The following is a 16,403-nucleotide window of genomic DNA, read 5'->3' as shown; positions in this document are numbered from 1 at the left end:
GCATATCTCCGGTCAGGGCAGTCGATACTGCCGGTTGGCTTAGCAGAGATATAGGCTCTCAGGCCGCCGCTGGGGAGGGGAGACTGCATTGGATTAGAGCAGCGCTGTGTCTTCCGCTTGCGACTCCGCGCCGGAGTGCCTGCAATCGAAACGCCGATCAATGAGAACCGAGCATCCGGCGTGGCGCACGACCTTGTCGACGATCGAGGAGAAGACGTAGTCGGTGATATCGAGCACATGCGATGACAGCAGAATAAGATCGGCCGACGTCTCCCTGGCGACTGTGACGAGCAGGGAGGCGGCGGTGCCGACGCGAACCTCGATCGTCGCCGGAATCCCAAGCTCCTTGCAGAGCGCTGCAAGTTTCCTTTCCGCATCGGCGATGGCAGTCGTTTCGAATTCCTCGGGAAGCTCCATCAGGTGACGGTGCGGGATATTTTCGACGACGTGCACGACAACGATGCTGCCGCCTTCCTCCACCAGCGCCGCCGCCCGGCGCAACAGCCGGTTTGCCGTTTGCCTGGAACCCATGCCGATGCCGCAGATGATCGTCCGATACATTGAGATCCATGTCCTGAGAATGCAGATAGCCGCCCCGATCATACCCGTATCGACCGTGTCTGCTTTGACCAAAATCAAACCGAAATGCGCAACCACGCATCGGCGGGGCGGACGGAAACGCCCCTTCAACACGAGAGTTCCGCCGACTTGTCGCAGTTGACGGCGGCCCGATCGGCCATAGCTCTCATGCGATGCCGTCACACCATGAGGTTCACATGCAGGATTTTGCGATTATCGGAGCGGGCGCCATGGGAAGCGCTGTCGCCAAACGGCTTATCGACCATGGCGCCACGGTGCGGACCTGCCTCGAAGGCCGCAGTGAACAGACGATCGCACGGGCTGCGGCCGCCGGCATGGTGCCGGTCGGCAGGCAGGATCTGGCGAAGGCCGCGCTCATCCTGTCGATCGTTCCGCCGGCGGAAGCGATCGGCGTTGCCGAGTTCATCGCGGACATATCGTCGGGGGTACAGGCGCCGCCGCCCTTCATCGACCTCAACGCGATTGCGCCGAAAACCATGCAGGCATTGGCGGCACGGTTCGGCGGCGGCACGGTGGACGTGTTGGACGGCGCCATCATCGGCGGGCCTCCGGTTACCGGCAAACCAGGCCCGACCCTTTATGTCAGCGGCGATAGCGCCGAGCGAAGCAGGCTGCTCGAAGATTACGGCCTCAAGGTCCGCAGACTCGACGGGCCGCTTGGCGCAGCTTCGGCGCTGAAGATGTGTTACGCCGGCATCAACAAGGGATTTACCGGCCTCGGCGCGGCGATGCTGCTTGCCGCATCGCGCTCGGGTGCTGCCGAAAGCCTGAAGGCCGAACTTGCCGAAAGCCTTCCCGATGTCGACCGCAAGCTCTCGAAATCCATTCCCGACATGTATCCGAAAGCCTATCGCTGGGTCGCCGAAATGCAGGAGATCGCCGATTTCCTCGGAGAAGACGATCCGGCTGCGACGATTTTTCGGGGCATGGCGGAGGTTTTTGCCAGGCTGGCGGACGACGTCAAGGGCAGCCGCATGCTCGTCAGTCAGTTGGATGAGATCCTGGCGGAAACCGGCGGCTGACCACTATGGCTCTTCGCCGCCGGCGCCCCCAACGCAGGCGCCGACAGCTGGCGTACGGCCGGTCCAAACCGCGCCTATATCTTGGCGAAGTCCTCGACCTGCGCCCGGATCGCGACCTCGGTCGGCAAGCGCTCCATCGAACTTGCGCCGTAAAAACCGTTGCAGCCCTTGCAGCGGGCGAGCACATAGGCGGCATCCGCCGGCATGGAGACCGGTCCGCCATGGCAGAGTACGATGACGTCGTCGCGCACCGACCGCGCGGCATCGGCCCATGCATTGATCTTCTCCACGCATCCGTCGAGCGTCAGCGCCGTTTCGGCACCGATGGCGCCGCCCGTGGTCAGGCCGAGATGGCAGACGACGATATCGGCGCCGGCTTTGGTCATGGCTATAGCGTCCTCGCTGCTGAAGACATAAGGGGTCGTCAGCATGTCCTTGGCGTGGGCGCGGGCGATGATGTCGATTTCCAGATCGAAGCCCATGCCGGTTTCTTCGAGATTGGCGCGGAAGGTACCGTCGATCAGGCCGACGGTGGGAAAGTTCTGGATGCCGGCAAAACCCATCGCCTTCAATTCGTCGAGGAAGAAATCGGGCAGCATGAAAGGATCGGTGCCGTTGACGCCGGCGAGCACCGGCGTGTGGCGCACGACCGGCAGGACCTCGCGGCCCATCTCCTTGACGATCTCATTGGCATTGCCATAGGCGAGCAGGCCGGCGAGCGAGCCTCGCCCGGCCATGCGGTAACGGCCGGAATTGTAGATCACGATCAGATCGATGCCGCCGGCCTCCTCGCTCTTGGCGGAAAGGCCGGTACCGGCGCCGCCGCCGATGATCGGGCGGCCCTCGGCGATCTTGCGGCGAAGCTTGGTCAGAATGTCGTTTCTGTCGATACGGGTCAAAACTCTCTCCTTGGGGCATGGATATCGTGGAAATTGGAAACGAGTGCCGCAGCGAATTCCGGGCTGTTGATATGGGCGTCGATCTCGACAAGGCGCCTGTTCGGCGCATCGCGCCAGCCGTTTCGGATGGCTGAAAACAGCGCCGCATCGGCTTCAGGATCGTGGAATGGCTGGCCGGCGGCATCGATCGCCGAAACGCCCTGGAGCGGCAGCAGGAAGCGGACCGGACCCTGCATCCGGTTGAGCCTTTCGACGAGGAAGGCGCCGATCCTGGCGTTTTCCTCCGGCGTGGTGCGCATCAGCGTCACCTGTGCATTATGGACGTGAAGCCTGCGGTCGCGGAAAGGCGCCGGGACGGTTTCCCGCGCGCCGAAATTGACCATGTCGACGGCGCCGACCGAACCGACATAGGGCAGGCCGGTGCGGATGATGGCGCCGAAGCGATCCTCGGTCGCCGGAAAGACACCGCCGACGAGAAGGTCGGGAACCTCCGTCGTCGTCACGTCGATCACGCCCTGCAGCAGGCCGGAATCGGCAAGTTTCTCCATCGACTGCCCGCCGACGCCGGTCGCATGGAAGACGTAGAGTTCATGCGTCTTGCCGAGCATCTCGCGCGCCTGCGTGACGCAAGGCGTGGTGACACCGAACATGGTCATGCCGATACCCGGCCGATCGTCGCTCGACGCGGGAATGGGGTTGCAGGCCATGCCGGCCGCAGCGTTCGCCGCATTGCCGATCACTTTGCGCGAGATCGCGTTCAGGCCGGCGACATCGACGACCGAATACATCATGGTCAGATCGTTCGGTCCGACATAGGGCGCGACATTGCCTGAGGCGACCGTCGAGACCATGAGTTTCGGCAGGCCGATCGGAAGCGAGCGCATCGCCTCCGTCACCAGCGCGGTATTGCCGGTCCCCCCGAGGCCGAGAACGGCGCCGATATCATCCCGCGATCTGAGGAATGCCGTCAGCGCCTTGGCCATGGCCGAGACCGCCGTTCCCCGATCGGTCTGCCCGAGCACGGCCGCCGCACCCTCGGGATGAAATTCGGCGACTTCGCGCGCCCGTATGTCGGCTTCGGCACCCTCCCCAACTGTGCCGACATCGACCAGCACGGCATCGGCGCCGGCCGTACGAACCACCTCCCGGGCGTAATTCAGTTCCGCTCCCTTGGTGTCGCAGGTGCCGACGACATAGACCTTTCCCATTGGTTTTCCTCCTCTTTTTGAACTTTCTCTGTGTGTTTTCGATAAAATTTCCGATTTTGTATTTTCCATATTGTATATTCTTTCGTATATTGCATACTTAAATCACGAACGCCAGACGGAAATGGAGACCATGAACGCACCGCGCCACCTCACCCTTCGCGAGCGGATCTACGAGGAAATCGTTCGCCTGATTGTCTCCGGCGAGCTGCCGAGCGGCGTGTCGATCGATGAAAAGGAACTGACGGAACGCCTGCAGGTCAGCCGCACGCCGTTCCGCGAGGCGATCGGCACGCTTGCCAAGGAAGGGCTGATCGAGATCAAGCCCTATCGCGGCTTTTTCGTGCGCAGCTTCACGCCGAAGGAGATCGACGACCTCTACAATCTGCGCAAGACGCTCGAATGCTTCGCCGTCGAGCTCGCCGTTCCGCAGATGAGCGACCGGCACATTTCAGGCTTCGAACGCATCCTGGACGAGGCGGTGGCGGCGCTGCGCCGCGGCGACATGGAAACCTATGGCATCCGCGACAAGGAATTTCACGAGACCATCGCCGAGCTGTCGGGAAGCCTGCCGCTGATCGAGACGCTGGCGCGGCTCGCGCTGCAGATCCAGATCTGCCGTTCGATCGCCAATGAGAGCCGCGACCTGGCCGAAAGGGCGGCCGAGGAGCGCGATCAGATCCTGCAGGCTTTCCGAGCGCGCGATATTGCCCGCGCCAAGGCGCTGATGCACGCGCATATCAGCGACGTCCAGCAGGCGGTGATGGCGCGCTTTCAGAAGGGTTATCCGACGGAGGTGAAGGAGAGGGAGGTCTCCTTCAGCAACTGAAAATATGGGTCGAGGAGCGGCCCGGAGGAGGGAACAATGCTGAAATTTCTTGCCCGCAGCACGGCACTGGCGGCGATGCTTGCCGCAAGTTCGCTGGCGGCACATGCCGAGACCCTGAAGATGTGGGGTCCGGAACAAATCACCGAACCGCTGGTCGCGCAGCTCTGGAACGGCATCAAAGCCGATTTCGAAAAGTCCAATCCCGGCGTGACCGTCGAGTTCATGCCGCCGACGGGGACGATCAGCAATGGTGCGGTACAGGCGGCGATCCAATCGGATGCCGGACCGGACGTGATCCTCACCAATTCAGGCATCGGCCGCATCAGCGTCGTCAAGAACGCCAAGCAGGTCATGCCGCTCACCGAGCAATATGAAAAGCGCGGCTGGAAGGACCAGATCTATCCCTGGCTCTACACCGAGCTGAAGGGCCAGTTCGGCGGTGAGATCTATGAGGTTCCCGATGGCCTCGACGCGCTTGGCATCTGGTATCACAAGGATCTTTTCGCGCAGGCCGGCTGGAAGATCCCGGCGAGCTGGAGCGAATTCGAAGCGCTGATGAAATCGATCGAGGAGACCGGCCTGCAGCCGATCGCCATCGGTCCGCGCACGCCGGGCAGCGCCGGCCATCTCTTCGGCAACCTGCTGCAATCGGCAAGCGGCAAGGAGGTGATCGGCAAGGCGCTGCGCCGCGAGATCGCCTGGGATGATCCCTCGGTCGCCGCCGGCGCCATCCGGCTGCAGAAACTGGTCGAGGCAGGCGACATCAAAAAGGAAATGGCGGGTCTCGATCTCGATGGCGCCTCGCGCCTCTGGTTCAACAAACGCGCGGCCATGTTCGTCGCCGGCCCCTGGTTCACCGCCAATGCCCGCAAGGCAGGCTACGACCTCACCAATGCCGGCTATGCGCCGATGCCTTCCGACATCAAGGGCGCGGCGATGCCGACCGGCGGCGTCGGCTGGAGCTGGCTGGTGCCCGTCAACTCCAAGCAGCCGGAACTCGCGATGAAATGGATCGACTTCATGCTGTCGGATGCGGTGATGAAGAAGCGCGCCCAGGATCCGGCGAGCACGATGATCTATCCGCGCGAAATCGCCGGCGTCGAACCGCCGACCCCCGTGCTGAAGGATATCTTCGCGGCCGCGACCGGCGGCGTCGGCTACAATCCGAGCGTCTATCTGCCGGGCACCGTGCTCGACACCTATTTCCAGGTCATCCAGGGCCTGATCTCCGGCCAGATCGGCGGCGAGGAAGGCATGAAGCAGATCCAGGCCAAAATGGCAGAGGCGAAATAGTGGCCATCCCCGAAACATCAGGCAGCAAGGTCGTGGCTCCTCTCAGGGATGCACCTGCCGTGGCGGGACATACGGGCGGTCTGTCCGCCCGTATGTCCAAACGCCGGACGGCCAGGTCCGCCTCGCCCGACGGCGATGCCGGCACCGCGTTCTGGCTGATGGCGCCGGCGCTCGGCCTCTATGCCGTCTTCACCCTGCTGCCGATCGCCGCCACTTTCTGGCTGAGCTTCAACAGCTCGGCCGGCTTCAATACGTCCGCAAGCTTCGTCGGCTTCGGAAATTATGCCAAGGCGGCGCATGATCCGATCGTCTGGAAGAGCCTGGCCCATACCTTCGTCTGGCTGGCCTATCACGTGGTGATGGCGGGCGGGCTCGGCCTGCTGCTGGCACTTGCCGTCAGCCGGCTCAGGATCACCCAGGTCTTCTTCCGCACCGCGTTCTTCCTGCCGCATCTGGTGTCGCTGGCCGTGGTCGGCGTCATCTGGGCCAATATCTACGATCCGTTTTTCGGCCTCATGAATACGGCGCTGACGCGGATCGGGCTTGGCGCCTTCACGCAGGGCTGGCTTTCCGATCCGGCGCTGGTGCTCTTTTCCGTCAATCTCGCAAGCTCCTGGCAGGGTTTCGGCCTTTACATGCTGCTCTTTATCGCCGGCCTGCAGAATATCGACCGCTCGCTCTACGACGCGGCTGAGGTGGACGGCGCCAACAGCTTCCAGAAGCTGATCCATGTCACGCTGCCGGGGCTTCGCGAGGTGACGACCTTCGTCGTTTCGCTGGCGATGATCAACGGCCTGAAAGGCTTCGCCACGGTTTTCGTCATGACCAATGGCGGGCCGTTCTACCAGAGCGAACTGATCACCACCTATATTTACCGGCTTGCCTTCCAGTCCCAGGATCACGGACTTGCGGCAGTGCTCTGCATCCTGCTCAGCCTACTTGCGATCGCCATCACCATCGTCTTCAACCGCTGGCGCGCGAGGCTTTCCCAATGAGTGTGCGCAATCGCGAATGGCCGTTGGCGCTGGCACTGGCCCCTGTTCTGATCCTGATCCTCGCCCCCTTCGTCTGGCTGCTGGTCTCGAGTTTCAAGACCGAGGCCGAGATCGGCCGGGCCGATCCCTTCACCTGGCCCGCCGACCTGATGTGGCGGAACTATCTCGACGCCTGGCAGATCGGCGGCTTCGGCGACCTCGTCGGCAACAGCCTCATCAACCTCGTCGGCGTCGTCGCCCTGTCGCTGATCACCTGCGCGCCGGCCGGCTATGCGCTCGCCAAGATCCGCTTTCCCGGCCGGGAATGGCTGTTCTACGCCTTCATCCTCGGCCTCACCGTGCCGGTCCAGGCGATCGTCATCCCGCTCTACCAGGTGCTCTTCGGATTGAATCTCGTCAACACGCTGGCTGGTATCGTGCTGGTGCAGGTCAGCAACGGCATTCCCTTCGGCATATTCCTGATGCGGAGCTTCTTCATCGGCGTGCCGGATGATCTGATCGAGGCCGCCAAGATCGACGGCGCTTCGCATGTCCAGATCCTCACCAAGGTCTTTCTGCCGATCTCCACGCCGGCGGTGCAGGCGCTCGTCATCATCAGCGCACTCTCCACCTGGAACGATTTCTTCCTGCCGCTGATCGTGCTGATCAGCCCTGAGGTCCAAACGCTGCCGCTCGGGCTGGTGCGTTTCGCCAGCACCTATGCCTCCGATTACCGCCTGGTCTTCTCAGGGACCGTCATTTCCTTCCTGCCGATCATTCTTCTCTACATCCTGATGCAGCGCCGCTTCACCGAGGGGCTGACGCAGGGAGCAATCAAGGGCTGACCATGTCGCACCACGTCCAGCGGGAAATCCGCTACAATTTCGAATTCGACCACCGCATCAAGGCCTGCTTCATCGGCGCCGGCGGCCATGCCTATCGCAATGTCTATCCGGCGCTGCGTTACGCGCCGGTCGAGCTTGCCGGCATCTGCGATCTCGATCTCGGCCGCGCCGAGAAATTCGCCAAACTCTTCGGGGCAGGGAAGGCCTATACCGATCATCGCGCGATGCTGAATCAGGAAAAGCCGGACCTGGTCTTTCTCGTCACCGCCTATCATCCCGACGGCCGGGTGCAGGCGACCGATCTGGCGCTCGATGCGCTGGCAGCCGGCGCCCACGTCTGGATGGAGAAGCCGACCGCGGCGAGCCTCGAGGATATCGAAAGGCTGCAGGCGACAAGTGCCGCGGCCGGCCGCATGGTCATGACCGGTCTCAAGAAGACCTTCTTCCCCACAATCGAGAAGCTCAAGGATCTGATCGGCTCGCCCGGTTTCGGCCGGTTGACCTCGATCAATGTCCGCTATCCCCAGAGCCTGCCGAGACCCGAGGACCGCGCCGATCTCGTCAGGATGCAGAGCTTCCTCGACCATATCTATCATCCCGGCGCGATCCTCAATTTCCTCGGCGGCGAGATCGAACGCGCCGGCTATGAATGGGAAGCGCTGGCCGGGGCGACGGTCACCAGCCTGCGCTTCCGCTCCGGCGCGATCGGCACGCTGCACCTTGCCGCCGGCCAATCCGGCGGCAGCATCTTCGAGCGGGTCGAGATCATCGGCGAAGGCGCCAATGCCATCGTCGAAAACGGCAGCCGGCTGACCTACTTCCGCAAGGCGGATCTGCCGTCCTACGGCCGAGCCGCAAGCTTCATCCAGCCGGACGAGAATGCGGCGCTGCTCTACGAGCCGGAGCATTCGCTCGGCCAGCTCTACAACAACAACCTCTTCTATCTCGGCTATGTGCCGGAGATCCTGCACCTGACCGATGCGATCCTTTCCGGCGCGCCGATCACAAGGGGCACGCTCGAAATCGCCCGCGAGATCATGAAGCTCTTCGAATTCTACAGACGCACGGATGCCGGCGTCACCACCAATCTCTGACAGGGGAGGGACCGCCTTGAGCGAGACCGACGTTATATTCAGGAAAACCGGCGGCGAATCCATGCCGACCGCATGGGGCGAACTCAACTGGAAGATCACCGGCGACGGCACGCCCGGCGCCGAGATGACCTTCGGCACCTGCCGTATCAATCCCGGCGAGCGCAACCAGCTGCACTCGCATCCCGATTGCGAGGAGATCCTCTACGTCGTTTCCGGCCAGTGCGAGCACAAGCTCGGCGATGCGCTTTACCGGCTCGAAGCCGGCGATGCGATCCGTATTCCCCGCAGCGTACGCCATTGGGCGCGCGCAGTCGGCAGCGAACCGCTCTTCGCCCTGATCATGTTTTCCTCCGGCACCAGGACGGCGGTCAATCATGAAGGTGAGGGGGCGGCCTGAACACGACACGGGAGGAACCATCATGGCGTCGATCGCACTTCACAGTATCCGCAAATCCTACGGGGCTCTGCCTGTCATCCACGGCGTCGACGTCGATATCGACGATGGCGAGTTCATCGTGCTGGTCGGCCCCTCGGGCTGCGGCAAGTCCACGCTGCTGCGCATGATCGCCGGTCTGGAGACAATCTCGGAGGGACGGCTCTCTATCGACGGCCGCATGGTCAACGGCCTGCCGTCGAAGGAGCGGGACATTGCCATGGTGTTTCAGAGCTATGCGCTCTATCCGCATCTGACCGTGGCCGACAATATGGGCTTCTCCCTGAAGCTGCGCGGCACGGCCAGGGACGAGATCGACCGGCGGGTGCAGTCCGCCGCCAGGATCCTTGCGCTGGAACCCTATCTCGACCGTCATCCGCGCCATCTCTCCGGCGGCCAGCGCCAGCGCGTCGCCATGGGCCGCGCCATCGTGCGCGATCCTAAAGTGTTTCTCTTCGACGAGCCGCTTTCCAATCTCGACGCCAAACTGCGGGTCGCCATGCGCGCCGAGATCAAGGAATTGCACCAGCGGCTGAAGATCACCACCGTCTATGTCACCCACGACCAGACCGAGGCGATGACCATGGCCGATCGGATCGTCGTGATGCGTGACGGCATCGTCGAGCAGATCGGAACGCCTTTGGAGATCTACGACCGACCGGCGACCACCTTCGTCGCCGGTTTCATCGGCATGCCGGCAATGAACCTGCTCAAGGGCCGCATCCAGGCCGATGCGCCTTCGATCTTCCGCACCGACAGCGGCGTCGCCATGCCGCTATCGCTGCGCCCCGGCACGGCCGATCCCGGCGAGGAACTCATCTACGGCATCAGGCCGGAACAATTCGCTATCGCCGAGGAGGGGACACCGGCGAAGATCGTCGTCGTCGAACCGACCGGCGCGGAGACGCAGGTCGTCGCCCGGATCGGCGAGGAAAACGTCAATATGCTGTTTCGCGAGCGCATCGCGATAAACCCCGGCGACACGATCCGCTTCACCTTGCGAGCGGCCGGCGAACATCTGTTTTCGGCCGCGACGGGCAGACGCCTTCCCGAAGCGAACGCCTGAAACCGTCGTTTTCTTGAGCTTTGCCAAGACTCTGACGATTGCGTGAAACAGCTCTGAGACCTGTACCAAACCCTCATCGCCTCTGCTATGTCAGGAAAAATGCGACGGCCCAACGAGGCGCCGTGCTCGATCCGATCAATGCCAGGAGTTTGAAAGATGAGCGGTTCTTCCGATTATACCCCCCCGAAGGTCTGGACCTGGAACAAGGCGAATGGCGGCCAGTTTGCCAGCATCAACCGCCCGATAGCAGGCCCGACGCATGAGAAGGAGCTTCCGATCGGCCGTCATCCGCTGCAGCTCTATTCGCTCGGCACGCCGAACGGCCAGAAGGTCACGATCATGCTCGAGGAACTGCTGGCCCTTGGCCATAGCGGCGCGGAATACGACGCCTGGCTGATCCGGATCGGCGATGGCGACCAGTTCGGAAGCGATTTCGTCAAGATCAATCCTAATTCGAAGATCCCGGCGCTGATGGACCGCAGCGGCGAAAAGCCGATCCGAGTGTTCGAATCCGGCGCCATCCTCACCTATCTCGCCGAAAAGTTCGGCGCCTTCCTGCCGACCGAACCGGGCGAACGCGCCGAATGCCTGTCGTGGCTGTTCTGGCAGATGGGAAGCGCACCCTATCTCGGCGGCGGCTTCGGCCATTTCTACGCCTATGCGCCGACGAAGATCGAATATGCGATCGACCGCTTCGCCATGGAGGTAAAGCGTCAGCTCGACGTGCTCGATCGTCGCCTGGCCGAAAGCGAATATCTGGCAGGCAGCCAATATACGATCGCCGATATTGCCGTCTGGCCCTGGTATGGCGGCCTGGTGAAGGGCTGGACCTACGGGGCAGCCGAGTTCCTGCAGGTCGAGGACTATAAGAACGTGCTGCGCTGGGCCGACGCTGTCCACAGCCGCCCAGCCGCACAGCGCGGCCGGATGGTCAACCGCCTCTCCGGCGACCCTTCGAGCCAGTTGCACGAGCGCCACGACGCCAGCGACTTCGACACCAGGACGCAGGACAAGCTCGCGGCCGCCGAGTAAGCGGGCGGCCCCAGCCACGTTTCGCAGCCATAAACGACGCTCCGCCGCCTTTACGGCGAGGGAGCATTTGCATGCTGCCGGAACTTAGTTCTTCACTGTATCTTCCAGGAAGAACCGGCCGAGCGGGTTCTGGTAGAAATTCTCGATATTCTTGCGCGAGACGTTGATATAGGGGCTGTAATAAAGGTCGATCCAGTTGACGTCGTCCTTGGCCATCTTCTGCAGATCGACATACATCGCTTCGCGCTTCTTCGGGTCGAGTTCGAGACGGGCCTTGGCGACCAGGTCCTTCACCGCCTCGTTCTTGTAATTGGTCAGATAGTTATTGTTGGAATCGTGGCCGAGGACGAAGGTGGTCTTCTGGTCAGGGTCGAGAATGTCGTTGGTCCAGTAGTTGACCGAGACATCGTAGTCGCCGGCAACCAGCATGTCCCATTGCTGGCTGGGATCAACCTTCTGCAGATTGGCGGTGATGCCGGCCTTTTGCAGCTGCTGCTGGACCAATACGGCCGTCTGCTCGTCGACTTCGTCACCGGCGCGGACCAGGTAATTCAGCGTCAGGTCGGAGGCCCCGGCTGCCGCCAGCATTTCCTTGGCCTTTGCCGGATCATAGGGCCGCTGCAGATTGTCGGCATAGTAGTAGAGCGCGCCCTTCGGAATGTAGGAATTGGCGATCGTGCCCTGGCCGAAGGTGATCGTGTCGACGATCGCCTTCTTGTCGATCGCAAGATCCAGCGCCTGGCGGACTTCCTTCTGGCCGAGCGCGCCATGCGCGTGGTTGATCAGCAGATGATCCTCGCGGGTCGAGGCATCGATATCGACATGGAGGTTCGGATCCTTCTTCAACTCCTCGACGCGGGAGAAGGGAACGAAAATCGCCGCGTCCAGTTCGCCGGCCTGGACGTTCAGCATGCGGGTGTTGTCGTCGGGCACCGAGATCCACTCGACACCGTCGAGCTTGACGCGGTCGGCTTCCCAGAAATTCGGGTTCTTCTTGAGGATGACGCGGTCGCCGCGCCGCCATTCGTCGATCACGAAGGCGCCGGATGCGATCGGCTTCTCGGCATAGGCATCGGGCCCTAGCGATTCCATGCCCTTCTTGGAAATGACCGAGGCATTCGGCAGCGCAAGCGTCGAGAGGAACGGCGCGGACGGATTCTTGAGCTTGATCGTCAGCGTATGCGCGTCGGTCGCGACCGCCGTGTCGATCACCTTGTAGGAATCGCTCCAGAGCGAGGCAGGATCGTCGCGGATGCGTAGCAGGCTGTAGGCGGCATCCTCAGCCGTCAGCGGCGAACCGTCGGAGAATTTCGTGTCGCGGATCTTGAGCGTATAGGTCAGCCCGTCATCCGAGGCGGTCCAGCTTTCGGCAAGGCCCGGTTCCAGCTTGGTGCCCGTCTTGTCGACGCGGATCAGCACGTCGTAAACGTTTGAGAACACCCAGTTGTCGATGTTCTGGGCGGTTTTGATCGGATCGAACGTCGTCGAATCCTCGCGGCGGCCGATGGTGAGCACACCGGCGGCCTCGGCATAGCTTGCGCTGAGCGTCAGGCCGGCGAGCAAGGCCGCGAGCCCGATTGATTTCCACCTGTTTGTCATGAATTCGTTCCCTTCGTTGTTATGGCATGCGTTTGATGGGTTGGATCGGTATCGATTGCCGATCGTCCCTGCCGCCGGCGTCTTGCAGCAGCGGCTTGTCAGGATCGATGTCGGGAATGGCGGCGATCAGCGACGCCGTATAGGCATGCCTCGGCCGCGCGAAGACCTCTTCGGAGCGGCCTTGCTCGACGATCTCGCCGCGATACATCACGACGACGCGTTCGCAAAGGCTGCGGACGATCGCCAGATCATGGGCGATGAAGATCAGCGTGAGATTCATCTTCGCCGTCAGTTCGCGAAAGAGTTCGATGATCTGCGCCTGAATGGTGACGTCGAGGGCGGCGACGCATTCGTCGGCGATGATCAGCTTCGGGTCGACGGCGAGCGCCCGGGCGATGCCGGCCCGCTGGCACTGGCCGCCGCTCATGCTGCGCGGTTTGCGGCCGGCGAATTCGCGTTCGAGGCCGACGAGATCGAGCAGTTCGTCGATCCGCGCCGGAATATCGGCCTTGGCGACCTTGCCCTGCACCTTCAGCACCTCGGCCAGCATCTGCCCGATCGTCAGCCGCGGATTGAGCGCATTGTAGGGGTCCTGGAACACCATCGCCGTCTCGCGCCTGAGCTTTGCCAGGCCGGCGCTTTTCTGCAGGGCGAGATCGACGCCGTCGAACGTGACGTGACCTGAGGAAAGCCGCGTCAGGCCGAGCACGGCGCGGGCAAGCGTGCTCTTGCCGCTGCCGGATTCGCCGACGATGCCGACCGTCTCGCCCGGCATGATCTGCAGGCTGACGCCGGCAACGGCGCTGACCGTCTTGGCGCCGCCCCTGAGCAGGGCGCCGCCGGCTCTGAAGCGCACGTGGAGATCATCGATTTCGAGCAACGGTCTTGCTGGGTTCCTGGCTTGGGCAAGCTCGGGCAACGGCGCTGATATTGCGCCCGGCAAGGACGGGTGGCTGTTGATCAGGTTGATCGTATAGGGATGCTGCGGCCGCGCCAGGATCGTCCGCTTCGGCCCCTCTTCGATGAGCTTGCCGCCGCGCAGCACGGCGATGCGGTCGCAAGTCTGGGCGACGATACCGAGATCGTGGGTGATCAGAATGATCGACAGGCCGCGCCGATCGCGAATGTCAATCAACAGCCGCAGGATCTGCGCCTGGATGGTCACGTCGAGCGCCGTGGTCGGCTCGTCGGCGATCAGGATCTTCGGATTGCAGGACAGCGCCACGCCGATCATCGCCCGCTGCCGCATGCCGCCGGAAAATTCGTGCGGGTAGCTGTCATATTGGCGCACGGGATCGGGAAAACCGACCTGCGCCAGGATCTCCGTCGCCGCGGTGCGGGCCTCGCGGGCGCCGAGGCCCTGGTGATAGCGGATGCCCTCGGCGATCTGATCGCCGATCCGCATCACCGGGTCGAGATGGCTGGTCGGGTTCTGGAAGATCATGCCGATCTCGCCGCCGCGCACCTCAAGCATCTCGCCATCGTCGATCCGCATGAGGTCGCGCCCTTCGAGCAGCACGCTACCGCTTTCGATCTTCAGCAGCGAGGAGGGCAGCAAGCGCACCAGGGAACGGCAGAACAGGCTCTTGCCCGAGCCGCTCTCGCCGACGAGGCCGAGGATCTCGCCCTTGCCGAGGTCGAGCGAGACCGCATCGAGCAGCGTGCGCGGGCCGGAATCAACATGCGCCCTGACCGTGAGATCGCGAACGGATAGCACCGAGCCGCTCATTCATGCACCCCCAGCAGTTCGCCGAGGGCATCGCCCAGCATGCTGAAGCCGAAGGCGAGGCAGACGATCGAGAGGCCGGGAAACAGCGTAATCCACCATGCCGTGGTGATGAAGCTCTGTCCTTCGGCGACCATGACGCCCCATTCGGCAATCGGCGGCTGGACGCCGAGGCCGAGATAGCTGACGGCAGCGCCGCTGAGCAGCACCAGCGTCGCATCGGACATCGAAAAGACGATCGAGCCGGCGATTGCGTTCGGCAGCAGGTGGCGGAACATGATCCGTGGGCGGCTGAAGCCGAGGCTGACAGCGGCAACGGCATAGTCGCTGCCCTTCAGCACCAGCATCTGCGCCCGGATCAGCCGCGCATAGGAGACCCAGCCGACCAGCGCCATGGCGATATAGAAACTGCCAAGACCCGGGCCGAGGATCGCGATGATCGACAGCATCAGCACCAGGAAGGGGAAGGCGAGGATGATATCGACAAGACGCATGAACAGCGCATCGACGATGCCGCCGAAGAAGCCGGCGATCGTGCCGACCGTCGTGCCGATCAGGAACGGGAAGATGACGCCGATCAGCGCCATCTGCAGGTCGAGGCGCGCGCCCCAGATAACGCGGGAGAGGATATCGCGGCCGAAGTTGTCGGTGCCGAAAGGATGCAACAATGAAGGCGCCTGCAGGCGCACCTCGGCATTCTGCATGATCGGGTCGTAGGGCGCGACGAGGGGCGCGCCGATCGCCAGCAGGACGAAGAACAGCAGCAGGCCGACACTGAGCACAAGCATCGGCCGCCGGCCGAAGAACCGGCGCCAGCCGAGAGATGCGGGGGCGATCGCCTCGATGCTCATAGCTTCACCCTCGGATCGACGGCGACGGTGACGATGTCGGCGATGAAGTTGATGAGCACGGTGGCGCAGGCAAAGACCATGGCGACACCCTGCACCACCATGTAGTCGCGTGAGAAGATCGCCCTGACCAGCAGCTGCCCCATGCCGGGCAGCGCAAAGACGCTCTCGACTACTACCGTGCCGCCGATCAGCCAGCCGATGTTGACGGCGAGCAGGTTGATTGTCGGCACCAGCGAATTCGGCAGCACATGCCGCCAAAAGACGATGCCTTCGGGCATGCCGCGGGCTCGCGCCGCCGTCGCGACGTCCGACTTCAGCTGCTCGATCATCGCCGCCCGCAGGCTGCGCGTCAGCACGGTCGAAAGCGACAGCGCCACCGTCAGGCTCGGCAGCACGAGATGCGCGAGCTTTTCGCCGAGTGTGGCGCCATAGCCGGAAACCGGCAGCACGCCGAGTTCGACGCTGAACAGGATGATCAGCATCAGCCCCAGCCAGAAGGGCGGGAAACCGATGCCGAGGGTCGAGACGATGCGCACCGCATGGTCCGGCGCCCGGCCCGCATTGCGTGCGGCGATTGCCGACATCGGCACCGCGATCAGGACCGAAAGCACCACGCTGGAGACGACGAGGGCGAGCGTCGGCTCGATGCGGGTGACGATCAGCTTCAGCACGTCGATCTTGTAAAGGATCGACTTGCCCATCTCGCCATTGGCGAGGTTCTTGAGGAAATAGACATATTGCAGCCACATCGGCTGGTCGAGACCGTACTGGGCGCGGATGCTGGCGAGAGCCGCCGGCGTCGCGCGCGTGCCAAGAATGTTGCGCGCCGGATCGCCGGGGATCAGCCGAACCAGAATGAAAGTGATGACGCTGATGCCGAAGATGACGGGCAGAAACTGCAGCGGTCGCGTCAGAACGAATTTATAGCGATGCAT

Annotated in this window: 16 protein-coding genes; 9 read left to right on the top strand and 7 right to left on the bottom strand. The window is 62.9% G+C overall.

Translation table 11 applies throughout. The annotated features are described in order from the left end of the window. Positions 1-93 precede the first annotated feature (93 nt). On the bottom strand, positions 94-561 hold the full coding sequence (locus QMO80_RS31150; protein WP_283201664.1) for a universal stress protein: 468 nt from the start codon (positions 559-561) through the stop codon (positions 94-96). A gap of 215 nt (positions 562-776) precedes the next feature. Between QMO80_RS31150 and QMO80_RS31145 the strand changes: the two genes are divergently transcribed. Next, the gene (locus QMO80_RS31145) at positions 777-1,622 is read left to right on the top strand and encodes an NAD(P)-dependent oxidoreductase (RefSeq protein ID WP_283201663.1); all 846 of its coding nucleotides are present in this window, start codon (positions 777-779) and stop codon (positions 1,620-1,622) included. A 74-nt stretch (positions 1,623-1,696) separates the two neighbouring features. Here QMO80_RS31145 and QMO80_RS31140 read toward each other — a convergent pair whose 3' ends face one another. Together QMO80_RS31140 and QMO80_RS31135 are read right to left on the bottom strand one after the other, a co-directional pair. After that, positions 1,697-2,521, bottom strand: coding sequence for a phosphoenolpyruvate hydrolase family protein (locus tag QMO80_RS31140; RefSeq protein WP_283201662.1), 825 nt, complete (start codon positions 2,519-2,521; stop codon positions 1,697-1,699). Next, positions 2,518-3,729, bottom strand: coding sequence for a Tm-1-like ATP-binding domain-containing protein (locus QMO80_RS31135; protein WP_283201661.1), 1,212 nt, complete (start codon positions 3,727-3,729; stop codon positions 2,518-2,520). The genes QMO80_RS31140 and QMO80_RS31135 overlap by 4 nt, the downstream gene beginning before the upstream one ends. 130 nt (positions 3,730-3,859) lie before the next feature. On the opposite strand from QMO80_RS31135, the gene QMO80_RS31130 reads away from it, so the two are divergent. The 8 genes from QMO80_RS31130 to yghU all read left to right on the top strand — a co-directional run bounded on the left by QMO80_RS31130 (position 3,860) and on the right by yghU (position 11,292). Then, positions 3,860-4,555 (top strand): GntR family transcriptional regulator, encoded by a 696-nt coding sequence (locus QMO80_RS31130; RefSeq protein WP_283201660.1) that lies wholly within the window; start codon positions 3,860-3,862, stop codon positions 4,553-4,555. 36 nt (positions 4,556-4,591) lie between these two features. Next, a complete protein-coding gene (locus QMO80_RS31125) occupies positions 4,592-5,848 on the top strand; it encodes an ABC transporter substrate-binding protein (RefSeq protein ID WP_283201659.1) in 1,257 nt (418 codons plus the stop codon). Further along, on the top strand, positions 5,848-6,843 hold the full coding sequence (locus tag QMO80_RS31120; protein WP_283201658.1) for a carbohydrate ABC transporter permease: 996 nt from the start codon (positions 5,848-5,850) through the stop codon (positions 6,841-6,843). The genes QMO80_RS31125 and QMO80_RS31120 overlap by 1 nt, the downstream gene beginning before the upstream one ends. Then, a complete protein-coding gene (locus QMO80_RS31115; protein ID WP_283201657.1) occupies positions 6,840-7,667 on the top strand; it encodes a carbohydrate ABC transporter permease in 828 nt (275 codons plus the stop codon). The genes QMO80_RS31120 and QMO80_RS31115 overlap by 4 nt, the downstream gene beginning before the upstream one ends. Before the next feature lie 2 nt (positions 7,668-7,669). Then, the gene (locus tag QMO80_RS31110; RefSeq protein ID WP_283201656.1) at positions 7,670-8,761 is read left to right on the top strand and encodes a Gfo/Idh/MocA family protein; all 1,092 of its coding nucleotides are present in this window, start codon (positions 7,670-7,672) and stop codon (positions 8,759-8,761) included. Between the two features lie 16 nt (positions 8,762-8,777). Next, positions 8,778-9,158 carry a cupin domain-containing protein gene (locus QMO80_RS31105; RefSeq protein ID WP_283201655.1) on the top strand — a complete coding sequence of 127 codons (381 nt, stop codon included), beginning with the start codon at positions 8,778-8,780 and terminating at the stop codon, positions 9,156-9,158. A gap of 22 nt (positions 9,159-9,180) precedes the next feature. Further along, a complete protein-coding gene (locus QMO80_RS31100) occupies positions 9,181-10,260 on the top strand; it encodes an ABC transporter ATP-binding protein (RefSeq protein WP_283201654.1) in 1,080 nt (359 codons plus the stop codon). Positions 10,261-10,416: 156 nt separating this feature from the next. After that, positions 10,417-11,292, top strand: a complete 876-nt coding sequence (gene yghU / locus QMO80_RS31095; RefSeq protein ID WP_283201653.1) for a glutathione-dependent disulfide-bond oxidoreductase — start codon at positions 10,417-10,419, stop codon at positions 11,290-11,292. An 84-nt stretch (positions 11,293-11,376) separates the two neighbouring features. Here the strand turns inward: yghU and QMO80_RS31090 are convergent, their stop codons facing one another. The 4 genes from QMO80_RS31090 to QMO80_RS31075 are packed head-to-tail and all read right to left on the bottom strand — an operon-like array spanning position 11,377 to position 16,403. Next, on the bottom strand, positions 11,377-12,891 hold the full coding sequence (locus QMO80_RS31090) for an ABC transporter substrate-binding protein (protein WP_283201652.1): 1,515 nt from the start codon (positions 12,889-12,891) through the stop codon (positions 11,377-11,379). Positions 12,892-12,910: 19 nt separating this feature from the next. Further along, positions 12,911-14,620, bottom strand: a complete 1,710-nt coding sequence (locus tag QMO80_RS31085; RefSeq protein WP_283201651.1) for an ABC transporter ATP-binding protein — start codon at positions 14,618-14,620, stop codon at positions 12,911-12,913. Then, positions 14,617-15,468 (bottom strand): ABC transporter permease, encoded by an 852-nt coding sequence (locus QMO80_RS31080; protein WP_283201650.1) that lies wholly within the window; start codon positions 15,466-15,468, stop codon positions 14,617-14,619. The genes QMO80_RS31085 and QMO80_RS31080 overlap by 4 nt, the downstream gene beginning before the upstream one ends. Next, positions 15,465-16,403 carry an ABC transporter permease gene (locus QMO80_RS31075; protein WP_283201649.1) on the bottom strand — a complete coding sequence of 313 codons (939 nt, stop codon included), beginning with the start codon at positions 16,401-16,403 and terminating at the stop codon, positions 15,465-15,467. Before QMO80_RS31075 ends, QMO80_RS31080 begins: the two co-directional genes overlap by 4 nt.

Origin of the sequence: Rhizobium sp. BT03, from assembly GCF_030053155.1 — a bacterium.
Taxonomy (GTDB): domain Bacteria; phylum Pseudomonadota; class Alphaproteobacteria; order Rhizobiales; family Rhizobiaceae; genus Rhizobium.
This window is presented reverse-complemented; position numbering and strand designations above follow the sequence as displayed.

Bases quoted from the DNA above. Each gene is read 5' to 3' on its own strand.
- QMO80_RS31150 (WP_283201664.1), bottom strand. From the start codon at position 561: ATGTATCGGACGATCATCTGCGGCATCGGCATGGGTTCCAGGCAAACG.
- QMO80_RS31145 (WP_283201663.1), top strand. From the start codon at position 777: ATGCAGGATTTTGCGATTATCGGAGCGGGCGCCATGGGAAGCGCTGTC.
- QMO80_RS31135 (WP_283201661.1), bottom strand. From the start codon at position 3,729: ATGGGAAAGGTCTATGTCGTCGGCACCTGCGACACCAAGGGAGCGGAA.
- QMO80_RS31130 (WP_283201660.1), top strand. From the start codon at position 3,860: ATGAACGCACCGCGCCACCTCACCCTTCGCGAGCGGATCTACGAGGAA.
- QMO80_RS31125 (WP_283201659.1), top strand. From the start codon at position 4,592: ATGCTGAAATTTCTTGCCCGCAGCACGGCACTGGCGGCGATGCTTGCC.
- QMO80_RS31115 (WP_283201657.1), top strand. From the start codon at position 6,840: ATGAGTGTGCGCAATCGCGAATGGCCGTTGGCGCTGGCACTGGCCCCT.
- QMO80_RS31110 (WP_283201656.1), top strand. From the start codon at position 7,670: ATGTCGCACCACGTCCAGCGGGAAATCCGCTACAATTTCGAATTCGAC.
- QMO80_RS31100 (WP_283201654.1), top strand. From the start codon at position 9,181: ATGGCGTCGATCGCACTTCACAGTATCCGCAAATCCTACGGGGCTCTG.
- yghU (WP_283201653.1), top strand. From the start codon at position 10,417: ATGAGCGGTTCTTCCGATTATACCCCCCCGAAGGTCTGGACCTGGAAC.
- QMO80_RS31090 (WP_283201652.1), bottom strand. From the start codon at position 12,891: ATGACAAACAGGTGGAAATCAATCGGGCTCGCGGCCTTGCTCGCCGGC.
- QMO80_RS31085 (WP_283201651.1), bottom strand. From the start codon at position 14,620: ATGAGCGGCTCGGTGCTATCCGTTCGCGATCTCACGGTCAGGGCGCAT.
- QMO80_RS31080 (WP_283201650.1), bottom strand. From the start codon at position 15,468: ATGAGCATCGAGGCGATCGCCCCCGCATCTCTCGGCTGGCGCCGGTTC.
- QMO80_RS31075 (WP_283201649.1), bottom strand. From the start codon at position 16,403: ATGCATCGCTATAAATTCGTTCTGACGCGACCGCTGCAGTTTCTGCCC.